The following is a 26,991-nucleotide window of genomic DNA, read 5'->3' on the forward strand; positions in this document are numbered from 1 at the left end:
TCGTTATCTGGCTAAGTTTCTAAATCGGGTAAACTGCGGGTCAAATAATAGTTTAACGTTTCCTGTCGGACCATTTCTATGTTTGGCAGCAATGATTTCAGTAATACCGCGATCTGGAGAATCGGCGTTGTAGTAGTCGTCTCGATAAATCATCAATACCAAATCTGAATCTTGTTCTAATGAGCCAGATTCGCGCAAATCTGAAAGTAAAGGACGCTTATTAGTCCGAGATTCTACAGCGCGACTAAGCTGAGATAAGGCAATCACCGGAACTTTTAACTCGCGGGCTAAACCTTTGAGGCTGCGCGTGATTTTGGATAACTCTTGCACGCGGTTGTCGCTACTGCTACCTTCCATCAACTGCAAGTAATCGATCATAATTAGCGCTAGTTCGTTGCCTCTTTCTGCTTGCAAACGCCTAGCTTGACTCCGCATTTCCATTACTGTCATATTTGCCGTATCGTCTATATAGATCGGCAGTTCTGACAAGTTGCCAAAGGCTCGACTTAAGTGTTCCCACTCATTTTGACTGATCCGCCCCGATCGCATTCTTTGACTTTCGATTCCGGCTTCGCTAGCTAGCAAGCGCTGTACTAACTGTTCTTTAGACATTTCTAAGCTAAATACAGCCACAGGCTTTTTGTAGCGATTAGCAATATTACGGGCAATATTTAAAGTTAGAGCAGTTTTGCCCATTGCTGGACGAGCGGCAACAATAATTAAGTCCGATCGCTGGAAACCACCTGTAAGCGCGTCTAAATCGTAGAAATCTGACAAAAGCCCTGGTAATGCCTGTTCGCGATCGCGGTTTTCTAAGTCCTGAAATGTATCGATCAATGTGTCAGAAATCGCAATCAAACCTTGCTGGGGACGATCTTGAGTAATATTAAAAACTTTTTGTTCTGCTCCGTCTAGCACAATTGGCAGTTCTGTTTCTGTCTGATAGCCAAGTTGGACAATTTCATTACCAGCAGTAATTAGCTTGCGCCGCAGGTATTTATCCATTACCAGCGCTGCTAAAGCATCAATATTTACTGCCGATACGGTGCGATCTACTAATTGGACTAACTTACTTTTGCCGCCAACTTTTGCTAATAAATCATGGTCAGTCAACCAAGCTGTGATGCTAAGTAAATCTGTAGGCTTACCTTGACTGTTGAGTTTTAACGCTGCTTGATAAATTTCTTTGTGAGCGCTGATATAAAAGGCATCAGCTGTGAGGCGATCGCTAACGCGGCTAATAGCTTCAGGATCTAGCAAAATGCCGCCCAAAATTGCCTCTTCCGCTTCAATATTTTGGGGAGGGAGGCGATCGCCCAAGCCTTGAAAATTGAGTTGTTCCAACATAAATCAAAAAAGCTAAGAGCGAGGAGCTATTAGCTATCATAAACTACTAATTCATAGGCAGTGGAGTTATTCAGCTACTACTTGAATATCTACGGTGGCAGTAACTTCAGGGTGTAATTTGACTTCAGCTTTGTAAGTACCTGTTTTGCTGATATCTGGAAGCGTAATGCCGCGTCTATCTACTTCTTGGTTGATTGCGCCTTGAATTAAGGCTGCAACTTCCCGATCTGTGACTGTACCAAAAATTGCTTCGCCTTCGCCGACTTGCTTGGCTATTGTAAAGCTGCCAACTTTTTCTAAATTAGCTTTGAGGGTTTCTGCTTGGGCTTTGAGTTCGGCTTGGCGCTGACGTTCCTGCTCTTTGCGACGTTCGGCTTGTTTGAGAATACCAGGAGTAGCGCGAACGGCTAACTTTTGGGGAATCAAATAATTACGGGCATAGCCAGGAGCGACTTCTACTAGATCGCCTAGTCTTCCCAGTTTGCTGATATCTTTGTTTAAAACTAATTGTACGCGCTTAGACATAATCTTTCCTATTGAAATTCAACTATCTGGGTTTAACCCGTCAGGATCTAGCAAGTGATATGAACGAACATACGATTTTACCTAAATATAGGGTGCGATCGCAACTATGTTCTAGGGCAATCTTCTAGGGTGTGTTGCCTTGCAACGCGCCCCTAAGCTAGCGGGAAGCCAGCAGCCAAAATCCAACCAAATAACAGCGCACTAGCAAGCGCCGAAACCCATGCCCTATCTATTAACGCAACTACTAACGAGAGAACGGCAATCAAAGGCGGAAATAGAGGCAAGAGGAGAAACATAAAGCCTAATTGGGGCAAATAGTTCAAAGTTAATAGAAAGCCGCCAATTAAAATTGCACTTTGAGCAAACCACCAGCCAAATCGTTCGCCTCTACTTGTTTGCTGTTGGGCGATACCAGATGCTAAAAACCAAGGCAAACAAGCAACAGCTAAGGGCAACCAGAGTTTGAATCGAGTGGGAATTAGCCACCATTGCAGCCAAACAACTTGTGCCATTGCTCCAAATGCAAGCCACAACAGCACGAATAGTCCCAAACCTAATCCTAGAGAGCGAAAAGTAGGACGCGGAAAACGCGCTAAAAATGCTAGCCAAGTGCTACCAGCAAACAAAAACCAAAGTCCAACTGCTCCGCCTACTTGCACTCCAGCTAAACTTTCTAGTTCGATGCTGCGATTTAAGACGGTTAAACTAATTGTGCCAATTATAGGTGCGATCGCAAGTCCAACCCAACGCCGCGCGGGAGGCACTTTTTTTAGATAAGATTTGTTCCAACTAGCAATACTTGGCGCTATTGCTGCTATTAACAGCAACCAACTAACTAAATGCAACCCATACCAAGCCATGCGGCGATCGCGGTAATTACTAGAATTGGATTGATTGAAGGTATTATTGAGCCAACCTAGGGCAGCTTGGGCAGAGCGATCGCTAAATAAAATAGTGATGTGTTCTACATTTGGCACTACGACTAATTCTCGTGCAGTTCCAGAGGCAAAGTTAGAATTATTACCGCCAGCAGCAGCTAGCAATTTTTGAGCATTGGAGATAAATCTGCCTTCCCAACTACCTGCTTGTAGTTGTAAGTTGCGCGGTACTTGCGGGGAGACTTTCGCACCTGTGGGTGAAACAGCAATTGTAGCTGCGAAGCGCTGAGGTTGCTTTATTGCCGCAGACATAACAACACCGCTACCCATTGAGTGTCCTAACAGTGCTAGACGAGTGCGATCGATTTCTGGCTGTTCTAGCAAAGCAGATAACGCTACATTCAAGTTCTGCTGCAAATCGAATCTTTGTAATGGATTGGGATTTGCGCCATGTCCATTAAAGTCCCACAGCATCACGCCATAGCCTGCTTTTGCCAATACGTAAGCATAACCTAGCATTAACTGCTTAGAACCTGCGTATCCGTGAGCTATCAGAACGCCAGGGATAGCTTGTGATTGTTGGGGGGCGACATATACTAAGGGAATGCGATCGCGCTCTAGAGTGCGTATTACTAGCCCCGTTCGTGCTGCAGCAATTCCCCACCAAGATAGCGCTATTAATATGATTGATAGCAGTAGTAGCAATTTTTTCGGGCGTGGCAACAAAGTCAACTTATCTATTTAGAAATACACTTGTCTTCAGGATAAGCGATCGCAACTACTAAGTTAATTTCATAATTTATTTAATAGCATTCAATAACTACCTATATAAAGCTATGATTCAGATAAATAAAAAACTCACTCTTGCAGAGTTTTTGGCTTTACCAGTATGTGATGTAGCGAATGAATTTATTGAAGGACAAGTAGTAACAAAAGTGTTACCGAAAAGATTTCATGCTGGTGTTCAAAAAGCTTTACTCATTCTTATAGATATTTGGGCTAAAAATCGGGGTCATCTATATTCAGAATGGGCAGTGCTGTTAAAACGTAATAATGCAGACTGGGTTCCTGTCCCAGACATAACTTATGTATCATACAATCGCCTTGCTGCTGACTGGATTGAAGACACAGCTTGTCCAGTTGCACCCGAACTTGTAATCGAAATCATTTCACCAGGGCAAACTTTTGGGGAATTAAACCAAAAAGCTACAGATTATTTAGCAGCCGGAGTTTTACGCGTTTGGATAGTTGATTCCCAAGCACGTAGCGTTACTATTTTTTATCCTGATGCTCCTCCGCGCACTTATACAAAGTCAACTCCTATAACTGACTCAATTTTTGTAGGGTTAGAACTTACTCCCCAGCAAATTTTTCAACTGGCTGGACTACCTAATAAATAACACTAATTCGTAATGAAGGCGGAAAGGTAAAAATGATAATTTTAGAACTAACTAAGATTAATCATCAAAGATTTACTCCAATTCATGACGTTGAAGTTTACATATTTGCGTAGATAATTATTGTTACTGTTTAATAGCGATCTACTGCTGTTAAAATGTTAATAAAATTTGTAAGTAATATTACATAATTTGAATTATTTGATATGTCTGAAAATAGAACTAAAGTAGGAACATTACTAAAAACGATCGCTGTAAATTAGGGATAGAAGTCAGTCGAGCAATTTTTATCAATTGCCAGGCAAAGATTGAGATTTAAAGATTTTCTATTTCTCTAAATAGCAGGGAGTTTGAGTATGAAACCAGGACAGTATTTTGCTTTAATTGTGGGCGGGATGTTTACACTTGTTGGCGTGATGGGATTTATTCATGCATTTGTTCAACAACCAGCAGCTACACCTGATGAGGCTGGTCTTGCATTTACGACCGGATACGGTTATTTGTTAGGATTATTCCCTATCAATGTCTTGCACAATATCGTTCATCTTTCGGTAGGTGTTCTAGGACTTGCTGCATCCTCTTCGCTGGGTAGCGCCCGTCTTTATAGCGGTGGATTAGCAATTTTCTATGGCTTGCTAAGTGTGATGGGACTTTTTCCGCCTACCCAATCAACTTTGGGCTTTATTCCCATTTTTGGTAATGATGTTTGGTTACACGCAATTACTGCAGCGATCGCTATTTACTTTGGTTTTATCGCTACGCCAGATTTGTTAGAACTACGCACAGGAAAAACTACTGGCAGCGAAGGTTAAAACAAATTATATTGAAGCTGGGTTAGTTAGTTTGAGCCTGCCCAGTTTCAATAATTTCAAGTTATTTATCTTAGCTTGTTTAAAGTTTTTATTTCAAATAATTAAGTCACAACTTTATTGGTCATTTTTTGTAAATCTGGTCTTGCTTCCGGTAAAATTGCGCCTGCAACTGGGCAAACTTGAAAACAAATACCGCAATTTATACAAGTAGAAAAATCAATCCAGTTCCAGGTTTCTATACCCTTAGCATTCTTGCCATTACCAGGATAAATGCAAGCAATAGGGCAAGCATCGACACAATCAGCAAAGCCTTCACATATATCAGTAACAATTGTGTATGACATATCTTCACACCCTTAATTATTCAAAATACTTATACTTCTCTTCGTCGTTAACTGTTTTAATAACAATTTTTGAACGATCTAATAGTGAGTAGATATTATTCATCAAACTACGAGCAAATTATCTAACGCGCTTTTTTGCAAATTCGTGTTTAATGGTTTCTATGTCGGTATAACAGTCAGCAACACTCAGTATCTCGTCATTCAATATGCCCGAATTTACTACTTCAACTTGGATTCCCTTATAAGAAACAGTGTTAACCGCATACATAAGTTCTTCATCTGCGCCTAGTAGAACTAAAGCATCGCAATACTTTGATATTGTCAACATATCAACGGCTATCTCAACATCTAAATTTGCTTTTTTGGAACCATCTGAACGTTGAATTAATTCTTTTGTAATCACGCGGTAGCCTTGATGACGCATTTGGTGTATAAATATCTGCTGCTTTCTGTTGGTGAAATCAGTAGCTATGTAGAAATAAGCCCGCAGCAATTTACGTTTTTTTGTCAAACAACTAAGTAATTTGTTGTAGTCAATTTCAATATTGAGATGCGTTGCTGCAGCAAATAAACTTGAGCTATTAATAAAAACTGCTACGCGTTCTTGAGAGCGATCGCCAAGGTTTATTTCTTCATTATTTGGCAAATACGATTGCTTGAATGTTTGCTGTTGCCTTAAATTACCTATTTTGTCACTTTGTTTTTGAGGACGTGGAAGTAATTGCATATGTAATCAGATATTTTAATAGTATTCACTTTAATTAAATAAGTTTAAATTTGCACAGAAGACTAAAGTTTATCAATTCCAAAATTATGTAAACTATAGTATTGCGCCACCAAATCTTTATTATTTAGTTTTTAGAAAAAGTTGTTTGCTAATTAAGCAATCGTCAAAAGGATATAAAATAAGATAGATACCAATTCTCCCTATATGGATTAATAGTTTCTAAATTACTTACTATTACTGTGACTATTAACTGCCAAATGTAAGAGATGAGTATTAATATTTATAGTAGTTGCCTATACAAATAAAAAATATAGAATAAGCTAAAACTCATAGCCTATACAGCGTCTACAAAACTCGCTAGTGCAACAAGCGCAGTTTTACATCTGCTGTTCTGGTGCTACAAGTCGGCAAAGCCGCTTTGGGCGTACTGCCTCGTTCATCTGCGTGCATCAGCGTTCGTTCTATCACCACCTAAAACCGATCCTTCATTCCCCGCAGCCTAGCAAAAGTCTGAACAGGATCTTGACTATTAACAGCCACTTGCAAATTCGGCTGATTCCAGCGCAGAAAAGGATTAGTACGCTTTTCCAAACCTAATGTAGAAGGAACAGTTGCTACGTCGCGACTGCGCAGAGTCTTAACCTCACTAAAACGCGATCGCAAATCAGCATTGTCACCATCTACAGTTAAGGCAAATTGCAGATTTGAGAGCGTATATTCATGGGCGCACCATACCCGCGTATCATCTGGTAAGGCTTGCAATTTAGTTAAAGACTCTAACATTTGCGTCGGCGAACCTTCAAATAATCGCCCGCAACCGCCAGCAAACAAAGTATCGCCACAGAATAATTCTCCTGGTTCTGCGGCTGTATTAGGAGCAAAATAGTAAGCTATATGAGCGCGAGTATGTCCAGGAACGAAATAGACAACGCCAGTACGATCGCCAAATGTGACGCGATCGCCTTCTTGCAAAAACACTTGCTGTCCTGGAATTCTGCCGCGATCTTCTGCGCCACCATACACTACAACATTATCAAAGCTTTGCAGCAATTGTTGATTGCCGCCGACATGATCGTGGTGATGGTGGGTATTAAAAATTGCCACTAATCGCGCATCAAGCGATCGCAGTTTTTGCAACACTGGCTGCGCTACCGCCGGATCGACAACAGCAGCAATATTTTCCTTTTGTTCGTGCAGCAAGAAAATGTAATTATCGCTAAGTGCTGGAATCCGAATTACCTGCATCAACTTCTCCCTATTGCCAAGAATCTAAATCTAAAGATGCAAATCCTTTTTGTTCTACATAAGTCAACATACTGCCTAACTGATACCAAACTAGGATGCCAATAAACAAAGTTAAAGGTACAGCAGCAGCATAAGCAAGCCAACCTGGAAATCCAAACACTTCCAAACCAGCAGCTAAGAACATTAAAATCCCAGCGTTGATTCCCAAAAAAGGCACGATCAATTGTCCTGTGGGTAACTTAGCTACAGCCGCCTCCGCGCGATCGCTCGACCATTTTGCCACAATTTGTTTCAGCGTCGCCGCAAAGGCAGATCCAGAAGTCAAAGATATAAATAAACCTGCAAATACTAGAAAGTAAGGTGGGGTGAAATAGTAAGACATTTTTTTAAATTCTAAATTTGGTACTACTTCAACTATAAATTAATATTGTTACATTTCTTAACTAAAAAGGGGAAGATGATTTGCTTCCCCTTTTCCTTACTTATCTTGTCTAGCAGCAAAGGCGTTTAAAGCCGGAAATAAAGCTGCTGTGCGTTCTTTAGACAATTCTCCGATCGCACCAAAGGCTACAGATATTAGCTTTGTAGGCTGCAATTCATCTTTGATTAAATCCCACAACCTTTGTACTTCCTGTGTGTGCAATCTATCGTCTTCGGTAAAAGCGATCGCAAGTTGCTGTCTGAGAAATTTGCCTTCATCGGAAAGGAGAAACTGCAAACCCATTTGTGCTGTAGGTAACAAATCGAAGCTATTATCAGCACGAGCGATCGCAATCAAGTTTTCCAGACGTTCCCATTGGAATTTGCCATCTTTAAACAACAAATTCAGTAGCCGTCTACGTAATTGCGGTGTTTCGCCATTCAACAAGCGCTTGGCTATATATGGATAGGCAACTTCTACGATTTTAAAGTCAGGATTTAAGCTTAAAGCGATACCTTCTTGCGTCACCAACGAGCGAATGATTAATGCAAACTTCGCTGGAACGCGGAAAGGGTACTCGTACATCAACTCCGAAAAGGAGTCAGTAATAGTTTTGAAATTGAGATTGGCGACACTTTCACCAATCGCATTTCCTAGTACCGCTTCTAATGCAGGTGCGATCGGGCGAATATCTGTTCCTGGTGCGAGAAAGCCTAATTTTACGTAATCTTCTGCTAAATCTGCATATTCGTGATTGACAGAATGCACCAGCGCATCTACTAGAGTTTCTTTCATTTCCTCTGTTAGCTGATCCATCATCCCGAAGTCGATGTAAGCCATGCGACCATCGAGGGTAGCAAATAAGTTACCTGGATGGGGATCGGCGTGAAAGAATCCATGTTCTAAAAGCTGTTGCAAGCCAGCAGTTACGCCAATTTCAATAATTGCATCTTGGTCTAACCCTGCTTGTTTGATACTTTGAGTATCTGTAAGCTTGAAGCCATTAATCCACTCTAAAGTTAATACGTGGGTGGTTGTATAACGCCAGTAAATTGACGGGACTTTGACGCGTGGATCGTTGCGGAAATTAGTGGCAAATTTTTCCGCGTTGCGCCCTTCATTGAGATAGTCAATTTCTTCAAATAACTTCGTACCAAATTCGTCTACGATTGTTCTGAGATCGTGACCGAGGTTGAGCGGTAGCCAAGGAGATAACCAACCTGCTGCCCATCGCATTAAGTACAGGTCAAGACTTAATCCTGGACGTAAGTTAGGACGTTGTACTTTTACTGCTACTTCTTCGCCAGTATGCAAACGCGCTTTATATACTTGTCCCAGACTTGCAGCAGCTACAGGTTGAGGAGAGATTTCGCTGTAGATATCTTCTAAAGGACGCTCTAATTCTGTCTCAATGGTGCGTAGCGCGATCGCATTGTCAAATGGTGGTAGCTGATCTTGCAGCTTAACTAATTCTTCTAAGTAATCTTTTCTGATTAAGTCAGGTCTTGTCGATAGTGCTTGACCGACTTTGATGAACGTAGGACCGAGGCGAGTCAGAATTTTTCTGATTTGAATTGCACGTTTTGGCTGGTTTTCTGCCGATTTGCCTAGCCATTCGTCCCACTGCAAGTTAAATATGAATCCAGAAAAATACCAAACTATTGTTATAACTCGTCCTAATACTAACCAGGGACGGAAACGGTAGTATTTGGCGATCGCTTTTGGATTGTAACTGCGATTACTTTGAGCAAGTTGATACTGACCCACGCCTCGATCTGCCTCACAAACTGGGAAGTGTACGTTGGATACTTTGAAGGATTGCTAACTTTGATTTACAACCTTCGTAGATTTCCTATCACCAGATGGCTTTAGAATAGCTACTTATTTTTATCTTTTTATTAATTATAGTATTTAAAAGTACAAAGTATTTATAAGAAAAGTAAAGAACAGTGACCAGGTTTGGCAACTGGTCACTGATAGAGTAATTTAGCCTTTGGTAGAGGACTTGGCTTCTAGGGTTTCTAAACGGCTTTTGAGTTCTTGATTGGCTGCTTTGAGCAAGTCGAGTTCTTCGCGCAGTTGTTTGGTTGCTTGCTGGGAACCAGCTTTGGCTTGCACTTGTTGCACTGCTTCTTCCGCCATGCGGCGCACTCTCCCATCTGGAGTTTGGCTAGCTAAAGCGCTTAAAATGCCCATTGCTTTGATAGTTTCCATTTGTCCTAAAGCGACAACTACCGAAACTTGCGTCAGGAAAAATGTTTCATTAGCTAGTTGTTCTAAGCGTTCTAGTATGCGCTCCAAATTAACAGGAGTTTGACCGCTAGAAATAGCACCTAACGCCCGAATTGCTGCCAAACGCAAAGCTTGAGGAACGCCCGCTTCAGTGTATTCTAAAATTAGGTCAAGCGCTGCTTGTGAAGTCTTTAATTGACTTAAACCAGCGATCGCACCAGAACGCACGACTTCATTCCAACCTGCTCTTTGTTCTAGGACTAAATTGAGCAATTTAACCGCTTTTTCTTCCTTGGAAATCGTAGACGCGATCGCGCCCAACGCTCTAGCGGCTGAGGCTTCAACGTAGTAACTAGCATCGCCCTTTTTGAGCAAAGTTTTAATGGCTTTGTAACTATCTTTATTTTTAATTTGCGCTAAAGCTTCAACTACAGAACGACGTACCAAAGCATTGTCATCTTCTAACCCAACTACCAAACTCTCAAAAGCTTGGTCAAGTTTAATTTCTGCCAAACTTTTTGCTACTTCGACACGCACACCCCAAAAGCGATCGCTCTTTAAAGCGGTAGCTAAGGCTTTAATTGCTTCTAAACCGCCTTTTTTGGCTAAAGCTGCTGCTGCATAGATGCGCGAAATTGGATCGGGGTCATATTGCAACTGTGCTTGCAACTCTGGCAAGGCGTACTCTAAAGTTACAGTTTTTAAATAGTTATTACCAGCATCAAAGCTAACAAACTGGGGCTTTTCCTCTAAGGGGAAGTAAAAACTTTGTTCGCGTTCGTATAGTCGCACTGCAAACGTTTTAAATTGACTTTCGCCTCCTTCCTGCGCGTAGCCAAAAGCGATCGGAATCTTCAAATCGAATAAATCGGTAGTGCTACCAGGCTTTGCTTGGGTTTGAGTAACTGTAACTTTGGCTAATTTGCTATCAGCGTCCCAAGAATATGCAACTTGAAAATCGGGATGTCCGCCGCGATGAACGTATTGGTCGAATAAAAATAGCAAATTGCGTCCTGTCGCCTTTTCTATTGCTCGTAACAAGTCTACAGTTTCGACAGTTTTGTGAGCATTATCTTGCACAAAGGTATGAATAGCATTCCAGAACAATTCATCGCCTAGTTCGGCGCGAATCATGTGGTAGACACAGGAACCTTTTTCATAGAGATGGCGATCGTACAGTTCAATTGCTTCGCGGTAAACGTGAGTAACAATCGGACGACGGTAACGGCTGCTATCTTCGGCTAAATAGTTGCGGGCTTCTAACAAGCGGTAATAGGCGGCTTCTTCATTGCCATATTCTTGCTGCGTCCACATGACTTCCGAGTAAGAAGCCATCCCTTCTTTAATCCAAGCATGAGACCAATGTTTAATCACAACCAAATCGCCAAACCATTGATGCGCCAGTTCGTGAGCAACCAAACTTTCTGTATTGCGATTGTCTAAAGCTGCTCTTTCGTCTAACAAGCAACGGTCTGTCAGTAAGGTTGTAGAGGTATTTTCCATTCCCCCAAAGATGAAATCATCAACGCAGACTTGGGCATATTTGGGAAAAGCATAGCGGTAGCCGTATTTATCGCTGAAAAACTCTATCATGCGGGGAGTTTTGCCCATGCTGCGCCGCGCATCTTCTTCCCGTCCTTTTTCTACGTAGTAGGTTACAGGTTTACCTTGCCATTCATCTTGAATTTCGGCGAAGTCTCCTACTGCTAGCGTCATTAAATAAGTAGGGTGGACTTGTTCTTGCAACCAATGATAGGTTTTATAATCGCCGTCTGCTTGGGTATCGATTAAGCGTCCGTTGGAAATCGCAATAAATGGGTTAGGAACTTTGACTTTGATTTCTGATGTTGCTAGTTGTCCTGGATAGTCAAAGCAGGGAAACCAAAAACGAGAATCTTCATCTTCGCCTTGCGTCCAAACTTGCGTAGGTTTGCTTTGGTAGTGCTTGTCAGGAGCGATAAAATACAGTCCGCGTTGGGGTTTTTCGACAGAATAGGCGATCGCAATTTGGATAACTTTGCCGATTTCGGTAGCTGGCTCTAGCCTGATATCTAGCTTGGATTTGTCGTAATCAAAGGCTTGATTTATACCATCAACTTGCACTGACTCGATATTGAGATTAACCGCATCTAGTGACAAGCTGTTAATGCCTGTGCAAATTGGTTTTAAGCTAATGGTGCAAGTACCACTGTAGCTTTGGTTGGGAATATCTAAATTTAAGTCTAAGTATATATGCTCAACTTGCCCTGGGCGATCGGGATTGTAGTGAGGTTTCGCGCCTGGTAGTTCAAAGGATTTGTGACCGTTATTTTCTGTATCGAAGTAGGAGTGAGGCATAGTTAGAAAATAGAATAATCAGCTAAATTCTAACTTTTTCACTTCCATAGAGTTCTAACCGAATATTAGCGATCGCTTCTTGTAGGGTGTGTTGCCTTGCAACGCACCATATTGTCTTAAGTAATTCTCAGCGTCTACTAATACTTTGCTAATACCATATTTGCAGTAGCCCTATCCTTTCTACTTGAAAGTAGGGGGTAAACAAGTGAAGTTATACCAAATTGCGGTAATTGAACATCTTAGCAAGTAGGTGTCAGACGTGAAAAAACTTTTGAGCAGTCTATTAGTGTTGGGCATTAGTCTGAGTAACGTGGCTGTACCACCAATAGTTCAACCTACCCAAGCACAGACACAAACTCAGCAGCAGGAACTAGAAAGACTACAAAAGCAAGCTAGACAACAGACACAGCAAGGGAATCCACAACAGGCGATCGCTACATACCAAAAAGTTTTGTCTGTAGCAAGGGCAGTCAAAAACCAGGAAGCTGAGGCGATCGCACTCCTTGGTATTGGTCTTAACTATAATATTGGGCAACCACAGAAAGCTTTAAATTATTACAACCAGGCTCTCCCCATATTCAAAAGAATTAGCGATCGTTCTGGCGTTGCCATAACATTGAGTAATATTGGTGAAGCATATAGAGTCCTTGGGCAACTACAGAAGGCTTTAGATTATTACAGTCAAGCTTTACCGATTCTTAGAGAAGTCAGCAATCGTTTAGATGAAGCTACGGCTCTCAATAATATTGGTTCAGTCTACCAGGCTATCGGGCAACCACAGACAGCACTAGCATATTATAATCAAGCTTTGCCGATCTCCAAAGAAGTAGGCGACAGATCGGGTGTCGCCACCACGCTAAGTAACATTGGTTTAGTGTACAGAGCTATTGGACAACCACAGAAGGCTTTGGATTATTACAATCGATCTTTACCGATTCTCAGAGAAATAGGCGATCGTTATGGCGTTGCCATAACACTAAGTAATATTGGTGTAGTTTACAGAGCTATCGGGCAACCGCAGCAAGCTTTGAATTATTACAATCAAGCTTTGCCGCTCGCTAAAGAAGTAGGCGCTCGCTCAGTGGAAGCTAAAACACTGAATAATATTAGTGAACTATATAACGCTACTAGGCAACCGCAGCAAGCTTTGAATTATTTGAAGCAAGCCTTACCAATTATTAGAGAAGTAGGCGACAGATATACAGAAGCAACGACGCTGAGTAATATTGGTGTAGTCTATCGAGACACTAAGCAACCATCTGAAGCCATCAAAAATCTTGAAAAGTCGGTGCAAATTACTTTACAAATTCGTGGCGGGCTGGAGCGAACAAATCGCCAACAGTTTTTGGCGAGTAACCAAATTTCAGGAATTGTTTTAGTTAACTTACTGATTGCTCAAAAACAACCAGAACGTGCTTATCAGTGGGTCAACCTCACTACTAGCGCCGATCTTGCTGATTATTCCCGCCTGATTGATGCAAAAGTCACTAACCCTCAAGCACAACAAGCAATTGGGAAGTGGAATCAATCTAACCGTCAACTAGAGAGCTTGCGTCTGCAGTTGCAACAAAAATTTTCGCCCCAGCTATCATCACAAGTCAATACTTTACAAGCACAGGTTAATCAACAAGCCGAAACTATCTCCCGCCGCTTCCCAGAAGTAGCCGAACTGTTTGAGACTAAACCTGAAGATGTTGCTATGCTACGGGCTAATATTCCTGCTGAAACGGTGGTTATTCAACCTGTATTACTCACTGGAACTACTAATGTCCCAAATACGATCGCTATATTTGTCCTCACTAAAGATAAACTGACTGTCACCCAACAAAAAATCGATCCGAAAGTATTTGACGAATTAGTTACTCAATATCGCCAAGAAATAACCGATGGCAGATTCAACAAGTACCGCGCTACTAGCTCTAAGCTTTACGACATCCTGATTCGCCCTATAGAGAGGCAAATTGTCGCCAATCAAGCCAAGCAACTGAGTATCATTGCTACAGGTAAACTACGTTATATTCCTTTTGAAACCCTGATTGACAGTAAAACAGGCAAGTATCTAATCCAAAAATACCCTGTTAATAATCTCACTCGCCTGTCAAGTCGTACTTTACCTCAGTCAAATCAGAACAAGGAAACGTTATTAGCTCTAGGTAATCCCTTCCCCAATGATGGGCGTAGCTTGCAAGGCGCAGAAGATGAAGTTAAAAGTATTGCTCCACTTTTGCCAGGAAGTGAGGCTTTCTTAGGTGCTAAAGCTAAACTCGATACTTTTAAAATTCAGGCTCCTCGCTTTCCAATTTTGCACCTAGCTACTCACGGTTGTTTCCGTCCTGGTGGTTGTCCCGATCTAAAGTTACCAGCTAATACTATCTTGTTTCGCGATCGCAATCTCAACATCGCCGATGCTGCACTGCTAGGACTAAAAAACACCGATTTAGTCGTCCTCAGTGCTTGTCAAACAGCAGTTCAAGCCAATTCTAGCGGCGAAGAATTTGCAGGTATAGCATATCTGTTTGAACGTGCTGGTGCTAAGTCTGTAATTGCTAGCTTGTGGCTAGCCAAAGATGAAGAAACCAAGCAATTGATGATTGAGTTCTACCAAAATCTGAAAAAGGGAATGACCAAAGGAGAAGCACTGCGTCAGGCAAAACTAAGCTTAATTGACAAGCATCCTTTATACTGGTCGCCATTTATTTTAATTGGCGATGCACGTTGATTAAAGAGCAGTTTTTCACCTTCTACCAAATCCCTAATCGCTAGGTTCAGTATGCACTACCTCATACAAATGAAACTCATTTTCGGCTAAACCTTGCCAATACTCGCTCAAAGGTTTGTACTTGGGATCTTTAACCAGTTCTTCAAAATCTGCAAAGCTGCGCCACTGACCGTAATTTATATTATGTACGCCATCAAGCGATCGGTGGAAATTGCCAGATATTAGTCCTGGATTTTGCAACCCCAAGGGTAAATACTCTCTTTCTAATTCTACTAACCGCATCTGGTTTTCTGGTTTGACTCGAAATTCCGCTAGATGAATCAAACCGCCTTTAGCAATTTTGAGTGTAGCGTTGTCTGGTAAGGAAACTACAACTTCATAGCGGTGGTATTCGTGAATCTGAAACTCTCTGAGTTTCTCACCTTTTGCTTGGACTTGAGTATTACTGATAAATGCTTGATAAGCTTCTTGGTTTTGCCACTGCGCGTAGTTCATAACCCGCACGCCATCAATGCTTTTGTGAATGCTGGACGATACAAAACCAGGTTGCTGTTTGACTACTTCCAAAAATTCAACGATCGCATCTATCAATTCCTGCTGTCTGGCTGGTTCTACGGCAAAAATGATGATAACGGTTAAGACATCGTTGTGCTTGGCGATCGCAGGCATCTCAATACCTCTATTTTCAATTCTGCTTATTCTGAAATAAGTTTTAACTTTTGTCTGTAATCTCTAAAACATTGGTTATAAATGTATAGTTTCATTTTTTTGTACCTAAGATATAGTAATTTATTTTTCTCTAGCAACTTTGTTCGCGATCCTCACCCAGGCAATTTATGAATCAATTTTATTTAAAACACCTTCAACTACTTCCGTGTATTTACGCAAACTAAATTTAACTATTCGCGGTAATTACGGATAATTTACTAGAAATATTAAAAATGCGTGTATTTATTATTACTACTTAAGTAATATCGCTATTTTAAGCGCCATATTTTATCGGAAAGTTCATACAAGAGTTAATCAAAACAATCGAATATTCATATAGCAAAGAATAGGATATTGATAATTGAATTTTATATATGCAATGTTATTTTTTAAGAGCAACAAAAATGTAAATAGTCGCAACGACCGAGGTAAACATCAATTACCGCGTTCAACACCGTTAGTTGCTGCATTACTTGTTGCGATGACTACAGCAACATTGATTGTAGGATTAAATCAACGTGTGAATAGGAGTGCTGAGGTCAAGCATTTACTAACTGATACTGAAGCAGAACTAAGTCAAATCAGTATATTAGAATGGCAAGCGATCGCTCGTAAAGAGCTAGATACCAAGTCACTAAGCGAATTGCAATCTGCCCGCGATCGCGCTGCACAAACACTCAAACAACTAAACAGCCTCGACCTAGAAGAACACAAGTTAAAGAAATTTTTTCAACTTTATGCCCAATACAACCAAGCAATAGGTACAGAGTTTAAATTAATTAGTGCAGGGCAAATTGCCCAAGCGATCGCCATTGAAGAACGATTGGTAGATCCAGCTTACAAACTGCTAGAAGCGGAAATTAGCCAGTTAGAAAGCATTTATAGTCAACAAGAGGAATTAGCAAAAGACAAGGCAATTTATGGCTCTGCACTAGCATTATTTATCTCTACAGGAGTTATCGGCTTTTTATTGTGGCGGTTCGCTCAAGTACAACAAATGACGGAGCTTGCTTTAGCCAAGCAAAAAAACCTAATTGAGAGCGAGGAGCGGTTTCGGGCGTTGGTGCAAAACGCTTCTGAGGTAATTCTAGTTGTAAATGCCGATTGGACTATTAACTACATCAGCGGCTCGGTAGAAGCCCTCTTGTGTTGTTGCCCAGAAAACTTAGTTGGTAGCAACATCTTAAACTTATTTTCCCAGGAAAATAAGGCATTAATGCAGAATTTTTTAGTAGAGTGCCTGCATCATCCCACTAAACCATTACTGGAATTATACGTTCAGTGCGGTCAAGAGCAATGGCGCTATGTAGAAATTGTCGGCAACAACTTCATAGAGAATTCTAGCGTTGGCGGAATTGTGTTGACCTTAAGAGATATTAGCGATCGCAAACGCGCTGTAGAAGAACTGCGACACAATGCCTATCACGATGCGCTGACTAATTTGCCCAACAGAACTTTATTTACGGAGCGACTAGAACAAGCAGTTAAGCGGGCGAAAACTGAAGATGGTTATGCCTTTGCCTTGCTATTTTTAGACCTAGACCGCTTCAAAATAGTTAATGATAGTCTAGGTCATGCGATCGGCGATGAACTGTTAGTGGCGACGGCAAGGCGGTTAGAATCGTGTTTGCGCCAAGGAGATACGATCGCCCGTTTTGGTGGAGATGAGTTTGGCATTTTACTAGACGATATTGAAAAGTGCGATCGCGCTATATCTGTAGCCCAAAGGATTGCCACGTCGCTAGCTTCACCATTTAAACTCAATGGCAATGAGGTATTTATCTCTACAAGTATTGGCATTGCTTTGGGTAGTAAAGATGTAGGCTGGTTAGATGACATTTTACGCAACGCCGATATTGCCATGTACCGCGCTAAAGCACTAGGCAAAGATCGTTACGAAGTGTTCGACAGGGCGATGCATACGCAAATTGTCAAGCGCCTGCAATTAGAAAACGATCTCAGACGAGCGATCGAGCAACAAGAGTTTCGAGTTTATTATCAGCCAATTGTGTTGCTAGAAACTGGTGAAATTACTGGCTTTGAAGCCTTAGTACGCTGGCAGCATCCCGAACGCGGTTTTGTTTCACCTGCTGAATTTATCCCGCTAGCTGAAGAGACGGGGTTAATTGTCGCTATTGGCGAACAGGTAGTACGCCAAGCCTGTCAGCAGACGCGCGCTTGGCACGAGCAATTTCCTCACATGACACCGCTAACAATTAGCGTCAATCTTTCTGTTAAACAACTACAGCACGCGCAGCTAATCGAGCAAATTGACCAGATTTTGCAACAAACTAACCTTAGCCCGTTGAGTCTGCGTCTAGAAATTACCGAAAGTTTGTTGATGAAAAATGACGAACCCGTACATAAAATCCTATCTCAACTCAAATCTTTAGGTATTTTGCTGTATTTGGATGACTTTGGGACTGGGTATTCCTCTTTAAGCCATTTGCACTGCTTTCCTATCGATACCTTAAAGATCGACCGTTGCTTTGTCAATCGGATGACAGCCAACGATCAAGGCTTAGAAATTGTGCAGGCGATCGCCCAAATGGCTCATGCTTTAGGTATGGATGTAGTTGCTGAAGGTGTAGAAACACCATCACAATTATTTCGCCTAGCAGAACTTAACTGCAAATACGGGCAAGGTTACTTATTTTCCCAACCTTTAGAAGCTGAAGCCGCGACTGACTTAATTATCACGCAGTTAGAAAATGCTAGCAGACAAGGTATTAATAAAAACGATCTAGTAGTAGCCCCATGAAATTATAGACTTGGTAAATGTAATGAAACTATCTAATGCGTGCCAAACAAGCAGGTGTGAGCTATTTAAAGAAGTTGGTAGTGGTTTAAAAGATAACCGCAAACAACTTTCTAAATTACTGGTCAATCCAGTATAAAGAGTCAACGCCGCGCTTTTCTACTTTGGTAAATTTGTGTAGGTTTGCTCGAATGGTAAGACATCAGCAGGCGAAAACTCCAAACGATAGCGATACAAAGCCACAGGACGAGAATTAGCTATAAAATACTGAGGCTCTTGAGGAGAAAGATAAACAGCAGTAACCTGATCCGCCTCAACAGTGCGATCGCTCAGATATTGATAAGCAGTAGTGCTTTCCACCTCATTAAAATACGGTTGAGAACCACCCTTAAACAATTGTTGAAACACCTCAGCAGCAACAAACCTATCTGATTGGGGAGATTCGGTAGCCCGTCCAGTAACCAAAGAAACAAGAGCGCGATCGCCCTTCAAGAGAGTAATTTGTTTATTAGGAGACTTAGGATCGACCTTAACAGCGATTACCGAGCGATCTAAATAAGCGCGTGCCAGATTCAGACCATTAAAAGCTCGATCTGCAACAACCGCAGGCTGCGATCGCACCTTCAACCCGCCAGTAGACAAACGCTCTTGGACAAACCGCACCGTAAAACTTACAGGCTCATTCAAAGTGCGGCGGTTGCTCTCAAAGCCAGGCGTAACAATATCAGGAGCCAAAGGAGCAGCCAAATCAACCAGCGTACTTTTTACATTCCAACTACCCGCCATCCAATCAGGATAAACCAAATCCCCCTTCGCCACCTGCACAGACAACTTCTCCCAACGCGGAAAACTAGCCAAGCGATCGCTCAACTGATTAGCCTCTGCCACCCCACCCCAAAAACACCAAACCAACACCAACAAACCAACCCAAAGCCCTCTTAGCGCGTTCATAGCTTCCCTACAGGCTCAGGCTCCCAAACCTCCCCATATCGTTCCCTAAGCGCCATCCAAGCCTCAACTTGCCCTGACTCATACTCCCCTGGCTTCCCCCACTGCAAAAACAGACTCAGCGCCGACTTTCCCTCCTTATCCAAAAGTCGAATCGCATAAGTAGTAAAATTCCCCCGCTTCGCCTCACCAGTTTCAAACTTCACCTGCACAATTTCATCCATATTCAGATGAAACTCAAACCCCTCGGTATGCATATTTGCATACCTACCCTTGGGTAACTCGGCGTAAAAAAGCTTTTCAATCTTACCCCGCGCCTCCAAAACCGCAGCACTGCTAGTTACAATCAACCGCAGAGTAGAAAGCGCTTCACACTGTTCCAAAAATTCCTTTAAAGTAGCACTCATAAGTTAATGTTCGTATTGTTCGTAAGCCGCCACAATCCTCTGCACCAAGGGATGCCTCACCACATCTTTCTGTGAAAATTCACAAACAGCAATCCCTTCCACATTTTGCAATATCTTCAAAGCCACAGTTAAGCCCGACTGTTGGTTCAAAGGCAAATCGGTTTGAGTAATATCGCCAGTTACAACCATGCGCGATCGAAAACCCAAACGAGTCAGCACCATTTTCATTTGAGCGGGAGTAGTATTCTGCGCTTCATCGACAATTACAAAAGCATTATTAAGAGTACGACCTCGCATATAAGCCAAAGGCGCTACCTCAATTACCCCGCGTTCCATTAAATTCGGAACTTTTTCAGGATCGATAAATTCATTAATAGCATCGTAGAGCGGACGCAGATAAGGATTTACCTTTTGCTGCAAGTCTCCAGGCAAAAAGCCAAGTTTTTCCCCTGCTTCCACCGCCGGACGAGTTAAAATTATCCGTTCGTACTGATTAGCAAGAAGCGCTTGCACAGCAACAACTACAGCCAAAAACGTTTTTCCAGTACCAGCAGGACCAGTACAAAAAATTAGGTCATTTTGATGCAGGGCGCGAATATACTGCCTTTGGCGAAAAGTTTTGGCGCGGACTTCTTCACCCTTGCGAGTTTTAGCCAAAACGTCCCGCTGCAAATCTTGGAGTTCGTCTTGACGCTGAGTATCTAAAGCTTGTCTTGCTGTCAAAATATCTGTTTGAGTAATCGCTTTACCTTTGAGCCACAGATACTCAAGACTTTGCACCAATCGCCGACTCAAATCGACTTGCTTATCCGTACCAGAAATATATAACTCTTGCCCGTGTAAAACTAGCGCCGCGCCTGTTTGCCGCGCTATAGTCTTGAGATTTTCTTCGCGTTCTCCCGACAAGGCGATCGCGCTTTCAATAGTCGGCAGTTGAATCGTCGACGCTTCTGCCATAAAGTTTTTATCGATAGTTGGTTTAAGTATAGCGATCGCCTTGTCAAGAGCGGTTCTGACGGGGTAGAACCGACTCCTGAACTCGATCCTGCTTAGATGTCTCGTTCTGAATCACGAGAACGCAGCTTAAGAGTAGGTTTGGCTATCGGTTCGCGCTGTTGTTCTCTAGACCTTCTCGGCGGTTCAGCGCTTTGGGCTACCTCATCAAAGGAATTATTACTAGGCTGACTGCCATAAATGTCTAAATGTGCTGAATGACCAGAACAAGCAGCAGCAGCAGCTAGCACAGTCCTAATTGCTTGAATATTGCGTCCGCCGCGACCAAAAACTCGCCCTTTGTCTTCGCCTTCAAAGGCTACGCGAATCCACACTTTTGCTGCATTTGACGACGTTTCGCAATCAATGCTTAAATTGTCCGTAGATTCTAAAAATGGCTCGATGAGAAAGCGCACCAAGCCAGCATAATCAGTCATTTTTGTTTTTGGGCGTTGATTTGCAATATTACTCGGCGGCTGGTGTAGCACCGACTTGTTCAAAGACATTAGCTTTACGTAGAATACTACGTACAGTGTCCGAGGGTTGAGCGCCTTGTTGGAGTCTACGCACAATTCCTGGAACATCTAGTTTGACTTCATCAGTTCTAGGATTATAGAATCCTAATTCTTCTAAAGGACGACCATCGCGGCGATCGCGGCTATTGATTGCTACTACCCGGTAACTTGCTTCGCGCTTTTTGCCGTAGCGCTTCAATCGCAGTTTGACCATGTTGAAAATTGATGCTCCTATTAAAGTTGTTCGCTTTATTGCTGAATTTACTATTCTATCACTATATAGATCCCCCTAGCCCCCTCGTCTTCCTTATCTTCCTTGTCTCCTTGTCCTCCTTATCTCCTTATCTCCTTGTCTCCCCATCTCTACAGAGTACCGAAACCTTTTTTCTTCTTCTCTTTCTTTTTCTTCTTACTCCCAGGATCGTTATAGCCGCGCCAACCTGGTTGGGGACGATTGCCCGCAGCAGCCGGATTGCCCATACCTCCAAACATTCCAGGCATTCCAGGAAAACCGCCTTGACCCATTTGTTGCATGAGACCGCGCATTTTTTGAAAGTCGCTGACCAACTTAGCAACATCGCTCTCTTTATAACCAGAACCGCTAGCAATCCGCCGCCTGCGACTAGGCGAGCTTGCCAGGATATCGGGATCTTTGCGTTCCTGGGCTGTCATCGACTTGATCATGGCTTCGCAGCGTTTTAACTGGGTTTCTCCCTGTTTTAGCTGGTCGGCGTTGAGCTTATTCATGCCAGGAATCATTTTAATGATGCCGCCTAGCGATCCCATATTTTTTAGCAAGCGCAATTGCTTGAGAAAGTCAGTAAAATCAAATTTTGCTGACAGGATCTTCTCTTGCATCTGTTCGGCATCGGCAAGATCGATTTCCTCTTGGGCTTTTTCTACTAGCGTCAATACATCGCCCATGCCCAAAATCCGCGATGCCATCCGTTCGGGATAAAACGGTTGCAGGGCTTCTACTTTTTCGCCTACGCCAACAAATTTAATTGGTTGACCGGAAATTTGTCTTACTGATAGCGCTGCACCACCACGACTATCGCCGTCTAACTTAGTCAAAATTGCGCCTGTGATGCCAATTTCCTCGTGGAACGTGCGCGTCAAGTTTGCTGCCTCTTGACCTGTCATCGCATCTACAACTAACAGTGTTTCTTGCGGTTGCACTGCCTCTTTTATCCGCGCTAGTTCGCCCATCATGTCGCGGTCAATTTGCAAGCGCCCAGCAGTATCGATAATTACGGTATCAACGCCCTCTGCTTTACCTTGTTCTACTCCACGTCTGGCGATTTCTACGGGGTCTGCATCGCTACCCATTTCAAACACTGGAACTTGAATTTGCTTGCCCAAAGTTACTAACTGATCGATCGCTGCAGGACGATAAACGTCTGTCGCTACTAACAAACAGTTGCGGTCTATTTTCTTTAGGTGCAATGCTAGCTTGGCGGTAGCGGTAGTTTTACCTGTTCCTTGCAGTCCAGCCATTAATACTACTGTCGGCGCTACTTCAGCTTGCGCTAGAGGAACGTTTGTGTCCCCCATTACTTCTACTAATTCGTCGTAAACAATTTTGATGAACTGTTGATCTGGTCTTACTCCAGATATTACTTCTGCTCCTTGTGCCTTGGCTTCAACTCCAGCAATAAAATCTTTAACTACTTGCAAGTTAACATCTGCTTCCAAAAGAGCGCGGCGAACTTCCCGCAGTGCGTCTTGAATATTTGCTGGGGTGATTTTGTCTTGACCCCGCAATTTTTTCCATGCAGATTCTAAACGGTCAGCCAGTGCATCAAACATAGTTCGTCTAATACGTTCATCAATAGGAATTATTCGGGTAGCAAACCCGCTATATACAGGTTAAGTCTTTTGTTTGTCTTAGTGGGGTATTCTTGGTAATTGTAAAGTTTTGTTAAGAACATCAATTTTGTAGTTTATGCTACAGAATTATCTGATATATTAAAAATATAGAAAAACAAAAACACAGAGGAACCCAGTATGTCTACTCAAGAACAAGCTCGTGCTTTGATGATGCGCCACGCTCACTTGATTAAAAACCGCGAACAATCAATGTTAAACCGTGTTGCAGCAGAAGTAGGTCTTGAAGGTACTGATTACTGGAATCACACTCAAGATAAAAATCAGTCTAGCTTCCGCCAAACTTCCAATCGCGATGGCGGTACGTTTAGCTAGATAGCGCTGATGGACAATAAATAATAGATGATTACATCAGTACAAAATTTCTGCAAACTCATAGTTAAAAAGCTTGTCACGACTAAATAGTGACAAGCTTTTTAGTTGGACGTGGTGGTATTGGTAACTTAGAGAGTAATAGGTTTTGCAGGCAAAGAAAAATTCTCAGCCTTTAACTTTTGCCCTTGTGCTTCCTTACTCTTGCCGCCAAATTCTTGCGGTTTTATCGCCTTTGTCGCTGCCGCTGACTATATACTCTCCATTGGGGCTAAAAGCGACAGAATTAACTACGCCTGTATGTCCCTTGAATGTACGAATAAGTTCGCCTGTCTCAACATTCCACAAATCGATAGTTTTGTCTTCGCTACCGCTAGCCAAGGTTTTGCCTTGAGGATTGAAGGCAACTGAATTTACAAAATTTGTATGTCCCTCTAACGTCCGAATTGGCTTACCTGTAGCTACATCCCAAAACTTAATAGTTTTGTCGCCGCTACCAGTTGCTAAAGTTTTGCCATCAGGACTGAATGCGATCGCTCTTACTGGCGCAGCATGAGCGGTAATTGTATTGAGCAGCTTACCAGATTGCATATCCCACAATCTTACGGTCTTATCTTTACCCGCACTAGCGATGATTTTGCTATCAGGGCTAACAGCACTAGCAAATACTCCCTCAACGTGTCCTTTTAAAGTATGAAGTAGCTGCCCGTTTTGGGGATTCCAAACTTTGATAACACCATTCCAACCGCTGCTAACTAACTCCTGTCCGTCTGGGCTAAAAGTTATAGCCCTAACATTTTTTTGATCTGCTTGAATTGTGCGAATGAGTTGCCCCGATTGCAGATTCCACAGTTTAACTACTTTATCTTTGCCGCTACTTGCTAGAGTTTGCCCATCTGGGCTGTAAGCAACCGATAAAACAGGCGCAGTATGTCCTTTAAGAGTACGCAAAGGTTGTCCTGTTTGAGCATTCCACAACATAACTGTATTGTCATCGCTAGCAGTTGCGAAGGTATTGCCATCGGGACTTGTAGCTACAAACCAAATGCCTTTACTATGACCGTTCAAACTTTGACTTTGGACATTTTCCCAATTATTTCTAGCTTGGGTGCGAGCATCTTGCCATTGATAAAATCCGTATGTAGCAGTTGAAAGAGCTATGACGCTGAATATACCTATTGCTAGCGGTACTCTCGATTTGCGGCGAACTGGACTTGTAGCAGTGTTTTGTTGCGGTTTAGTATCTAGCATTTTTTCGCGCTACCTTGAATATTGAGGAAAAACTGTTATTACTTGCTAACTCATTTTTTGAGTTTAGTTGCTACCAACTTTTAACGATTTGAATTACAGCAACAAATATATCAATGCCATCTTATGCTAAAGATTGCTTACTTGCAGTAACGGGAGATAAACTTTTTTTAATTAAAATTATAAGCGATCGCCTATACAGTAAAGTATTACATTTCCCGTTGCCAGATTTTAATTGTTTTATCTTTACTGCTACTGACCAAAGTCTGCCCAGTAGGGTCGCTAACTAGCGATAAAACCCAGTCAGAATGTCCAGGCAAGCTTTGCAGCATTTTACCTGTATGTATATCCCAAATTTTGATTGTTTTATCAATACTTGCACTAACTAAATTTTGACCGTTAGCGCTGAAGGTAACGCTGACAATGCGATCGCTATGTCCTTTTAGCACCAGCAATTGTTTGCCTGTTTGCCAATCCCAAACTTTAATAGTTTTATCCCAACTAGCGCTGACAAGTTCTTTGCCGTTGGGGTTAAATAAGACATCCCGAACAGCATTTGTATGTCCGTTGATTGTGCGGATAAGTTTGCCTGTAGGCAAGTGCCAAATCTTGATAGTTTTATCTTTGCTGCCTGTTGCTATAGTTTGTTCGTCAGGACTAAGGGCAACAGAGAAAATTCGACTAGAATGCGCCGCTTTAATCTCTCGCAACGCTCCGGTACGCAAATTCCAAATGTTAATCGTACCATCTTCACAAGCGCTAACTAACGTTTGCCCGTCGCGCTTCATCGCAATCGACCATACAGGGCTATTATGTCCTTGGAGCGTACCAAATTGCTTGCCTGTCTGCAAATTCCATAACTTAACTGTTGTATCGCCGCTACCGCTAGCTAAGATGCGTCCATCTGCACTGATAGCTAGCGATCGCACTGTATCTTTATGTCCTAACAGGGTGTAAATTGGTTGTTGGCTATTTATCGCCCAAACTTTGATTGTATTGTCTTGACTGCCGCTCGCTAATATTTGACCGTTGGCGCTAATGGCAGTAGACCAAACGGGCTGAGAATGAGCCGATAAAGTTTTTGCTAGGAAAATTTTTGCGAAAGGACTGTGTCTATTAGTTGTGAATAGGGAATACTGTTTTTGTTCGGAAGCTGGTGCTGTGGGTTTGAGCAAGTAATAGCCGCCAGCGATCGCCGTTAAAACTAAAGCAACGCCTGCTACCATCGCGATCGCTACTTTTGAGTTATACAGTTGTCGGGAGTAGTTTTGTTTGGTAACAACTTTTGTAGGAATTGTGGCGATTTGGGGGATCTGCGGCTTGAGTAGTAGCTGCAAATCTTGTTTTACTTCTGTTGCTGACTGGTAGCGTTCTTTAAAATGGTAGCGCACCATTTTGCTAATAATTTCTGCTAGGCGCGGGCTGACTTCTCTGTAGTGCCGCCACAAAATTTCGCCTGTGTTATTGTCTTCTAATAGCTGGGTAGGAGCTAGCCCTGTTAAGGCTTGAATGGCGATCGCTCCTAATGCATAAATATCGCTATTCGGGCGCGGTATGCCTCGTTCTTGTTCTGGTGGCGTATATCCTGGCGTACCAATGGCAATAGTTGCTGCTACACCGAAGGCAAATTTGGTCGAAGTTTTGCCTCCTTCTGTAATTACTTGAGTCCAAGCTTGCTTAACTGCGCCAAAGTCTATCAGCACTAATTTATTGTCATGTCTGCGCCTAATTAAGTTACTAGGCTTGATATCTCGATGGATTAGCCCGTGACTGTGGATATACTCCAAAATAGTCAATACTTCTTGCAAGAAGTAGATAACTTGGTGTTCGCTCCAAAGCTGTTCGGGGTTTAATTCATCTGTTAGCGGATAGCCTTCGATTAGCTCTTGAACTAGGTAATATTCTTGTTTTTCTTCAAAATGAGCTAATAATTGCGGTACGCGATCGTATTTGCCTAACTTTTTTAGCGCTTCAGCTTCTCTATCTAGTAATTCGCTTAGACTTGGCAGCGAGATTGAGGATTGAGCAGAGTATTTGAGGTGTTTAACTACACACGTAGGGCTATCGGCAATAGCAATATCTTTGGCAAGATAGGTTTGACAGAAGCCCCCTGCACTGAGAATCCCGATGATCTGATAACGCCCTTGGAGTAACTTGCCTAGCATCGTGTCAATAACTGATGTAACACAGTGTACTTGTTATATGGTTATTTAGATATCTCTCCTCGGAAA

At 42.4% G+C, this 26,991-nt stretch carries 23 protein-coding genes; 5 read left to right on the plus strand and 18 right to left on the minus strand.

Annotated elements, in window-relative coordinates; translation table 11 throughout:
* Positions 1-3: 3 nt before the first annotated feature.
* The 3 genes from dnaB to UH38_RS10115 form a co-directional block, all read right to left on the minus strand.
* Entirely contained in the window at positions 4-1,347 is a 1,344-nt protein-coding gene (gene dnaB / locus UH38_RS10105) for a replicative DNA helicase (RefSeq protein WP_045054541.1), read from the minus strand.
* Positions 1,348-1,413: 66 nt separating this feature from the next.
* A complete protein-coding gene (rplI, locus tag UH38_RS10110) occupies positions 1,414-1,872 on the minus strand; it encodes a 50S ribosomal protein L9 (RefSeq protein ID WP_045054542.1) in 459 nt (152 codons plus the stop codon).
* A 152-nt stretch (positions 1,873-2,024) separates the two neighbouring features.
* Positions 2,025-3,473, minus strand: coding sequence for an alpha/beta hydrolase (locus UH38_RS10115; protein WP_045054680.1), 1,449 nt, complete (start codon positions 3,471-3,473; stop codon positions 2,025-2,027).
* Between the two features lie 113 nt (positions 3,474-3,586).
* Between UH38_RS10115 and UH38_RS10120 the strand changes: the two genes are divergently transcribed.
* Together UH38_RS10120 and UH38_RS10125 are read left to right on the plus strand one after the other, a co-directional pair.
* Positions 3,587-4,150, plus strand: coding sequence for a Uma2 family endonuclease (locus UH38_RS10120; protein ID WP_045054543.1), 564 nt, complete (start codon positions 3,587-3,589; stop codon positions 4,148-4,150).
* A 353-nt stretch (positions 4,151-4,503) separates the two neighbouring features.
* The gene (locus UH38_RS10125) at positions 4,504-4,959 is read left to right on the plus strand and encodes a DUF4383 domain-containing protein (RefSeq protein WP_045054544.1); all 456 of its coding nucleotides are present in this window, start codon (positions 4,504-4,506) and stop codon (positions 4,957-4,959) included.
* Positions 4,960-5,060: 101 nt separating this feature from the next.
* Here UH38_RS10125 and UH38_RS10130 read toward each other — a convergent pair whose 3' ends face one another.
* The 6 genes from UH38_RS10130 to UH38_RS10155 all read right to left on the minus strand — a co-directional run bounded on the left by UH38_RS10130 (position 5,061) and on the right by UH38_RS10155 (position 12,265).
* Positions 5,061-5,303, minus strand: coding sequence for an indolepyruvate ferredoxin oxidoreductase subunit alpha (locus tag UH38_RS10130; protein ID WP_045054545.1), 243 nt, complete (start codon positions 5,301-5,303; stop codon positions 5,061-5,063).
* A 118-nt stretch (positions 5,304-5,421) separates the two neighbouring features.
* Positions 5,422-5,949, minus strand: a complete 528-nt coding sequence (locus tag UH38_RS10135) for a LabA-like NYN domain-containing protein (RefSeq protein ID WP_200892380.1) — start codon at positions 5,947-5,949, stop codon at positions 5,422-5,424.
* A gap of 552 nt (positions 5,950-6,501) precedes the next feature.
* On the minus strand, positions 6,502-7,275 hold the full coding sequence (gene gloB, locus UH38_RS10140; protein WP_045054547.1) for a hydroxyacylglutathione hydrolase: 774 nt from the start codon (positions 7,273-7,275) through the stop codon (positions 6,502-6,504).
* Positions 7,276-7,285: 10 nt separating this feature from the next.
* The gene (locus tag UH38_RS10145; RefSeq protein WP_045054548.1) at positions 7,286-7,657 is read right to left on the minus strand and encodes a hypothetical protein; all 372 of its coding nucleotides are present in this window, start codon (positions 7,655-7,657) and stop codon (positions 7,286-7,288) included.
* Positions 7,658-7,753: 96 nt separating this feature from the next.
* On the minus strand, positions 7,754-9,463 hold the full coding sequence (locus UH38_RS10150) for an ABC1 kinase family protein (protein WP_045054549.1): 1,710 nt from the start codon (positions 9,461-9,463) through the stop codon (positions 7,754-7,756).
* A gap of 219 nt (positions 9,464-9,682) precedes the next feature.
* Positions 9,683-12,265, minus strand: a complete 2,583-nt coding sequence (locus UH38_RS10155; protein ID WP_045054550.1) for a M1 family metallopeptidase — start codon at positions 12,263-12,265, stop codon at positions 9,683-9,685.
* Positions 12,266-12,524: 259 nt separating this feature from the next.
* On the opposite strand from UH38_RS10155, the gene UH38_RS10160 reads away from it, so the two are divergent.
* On the plus strand, positions 12,525-14,984 hold the full coding sequence (locus tag UH38_RS10160; protein WP_045054551.1) for a CHAT domain-containing protein: 2,460 nt from the start codon (positions 12,525-12,527) through the stop codon (positions 14,982-14,984).
* Between the two features lie 33 nt (positions 14,985-15,017).
* Here UH38_RS10160 and UH38_RS10165 read toward each other — a convergent pair whose 3' ends face one another.
* Positions 15,018-15,653 (minus strand): antibiotic biosynthesis monooxygenase family protein, encoded by a 636-nt coding sequence (locus UH38_RS10165; protein ID WP_045054552.1) that lies wholly within the window; start codon positions 15,651-15,653, stop codon positions 15,018-15,020.
* Between the two features lie 400 nt (positions 15,654-16,053).
* Here UH38_RS10165 and UH38_RS10170 point away from each other — a divergent pair, with 400 nt between their 5' ends.
* Positions 16,054-18,453, plus strand: a complete 2,400-nt coding sequence (locus UH38_RS10170; RefSeq protein WP_235355182.1) for a putative bifunctional diguanylate cyclase/phosphodiesterase — start codon at positions 16,054-16,056, stop codon at positions 18,451-18,453.
* Positions 18,454-18,609: 156 nt separating this feature from the next.
* On the opposite strand, the gene UH38_RS10175 is transcribed toward UH38_RS10170, so the two are convergent.
* The 6 genes from UH38_RS10175 to ffh form a co-directional block, all read right to left on the minus strand.
* Entirely contained in the window at positions 18,610-19,401 is a 792-nt protein-coding gene (locus UH38_RS10175; RefSeq protein WP_045054553.1) for a DUF6816 family protein, read from the minus strand.
* Complete coding sequence (locus UH38_RS10180) at positions 19,398-19,805, minus strand: ChuX/HutX family heme-like substrate-binding protein (RefSeq protein ID WP_045054554.1); 408 nt, start codon at positions 19,803-19,805, stop codon at positions 19,398-19,400. The genes UH38_RS10175 and UH38_RS10180 overlap by 4 nt, the downstream gene beginning before the upstream one ends.
* A gap of 3 nt (positions 19,806-19,808) precedes the next feature.
* Entirely contained in the window at positions 19,809-20,762 is a 954-nt protein-coding gene (locus UH38_RS10185) for a PhoH family protein (RefSeq protein ID WP_045054555.1), read from the minus strand.
* A 92-nt stretch (positions 20,763-20,854) separates the two neighbouring features.
* Positions 20,855-21,304: a KH domain-containing protein gene (locus UH38_RS10190; protein WP_072044910.1), complete on the minus strand. Its 450-nt coding sequence runs from the start codon at positions 21,302-21,304 to the stop codon at positions 20,855-20,857.
* Complete coding sequence (gene rpsP / locus UH38_RS10195) at positions 21,264-21,527, minus strand: 30S ribosomal protein S16 (protein WP_045054557.1); 264 nt, start codon at positions 21,525-21,527, stop codon at positions 21,264-21,266. Before rpsP ends, UH38_RS10190 begins: the two co-directional genes overlap by 41 nt.
* Positions 21,528-21,676: 149 nt before the next feature.
* Positions 21,677-23,122: a signal recognition particle protein gene (ffh, locus tag UH38_RS10200; RefSeq protein WP_045054558.1), complete on the minus strand. Its 1,446-nt coding sequence runs from the start codon at positions 23,120-23,122 to the stop codon at positions 21,677-21,679.
* Between the two features lie 198 nt (positions 23,123-23,320).
* Here ffh and UH38_RS10205 point away from each other — a divergent pair, with 198 nt between their 5' ends.
* Positions 23,321-23,515 (plus strand): hypothetical protein, encoded by a 195-nt coding sequence (locus tag UH38_RS10205; protein ID WP_045054559.1) that lies wholly within the window; start codon positions 23,321-23,323, stop codon positions 23,513-23,515.
* Between the two features lie 195 nt (positions 23,516-23,710).
* Here UH38_RS10205 and UH38_RS10210 read toward each other — a convergent pair whose 3' ends face one another.
* A complete protein-coding gene (locus UH38_RS10210; RefSeq protein ID WP_045054560.1) occupies positions 23,711-24,763 on the minus strand; it encodes a WD40 repeat domain-containing protein in 1,053 nt (350 codons plus the stop codon).
* Positions 24,764-24,969: 206 nt separating this feature from the next.
* Positions 24,970-26,925: a serine/threonine-protein kinase gene (locus tag UH38_RS10215; RefSeq protein WP_045054561.1), complete on the minus strand. Its 1,956-nt coding sequence runs from the start codon at positions 26,923-26,925 to the stop codon at positions 24,970-24,972.
* Between the last annotated feature and the right edge of the window lie 66 nt (positions 26,926-26,991).

The sequence above is a fragment of the Aliterella atlantica CENA595 genome (assembly GCF_000952155.1).
Taxonomy (GTDB): Bacteria; Cyanobacteriota; Cyanobacteriia; order Cyanobacteriales; family Chroococcidiopsidaceae; genus Aliterella; species Aliterella atlantica.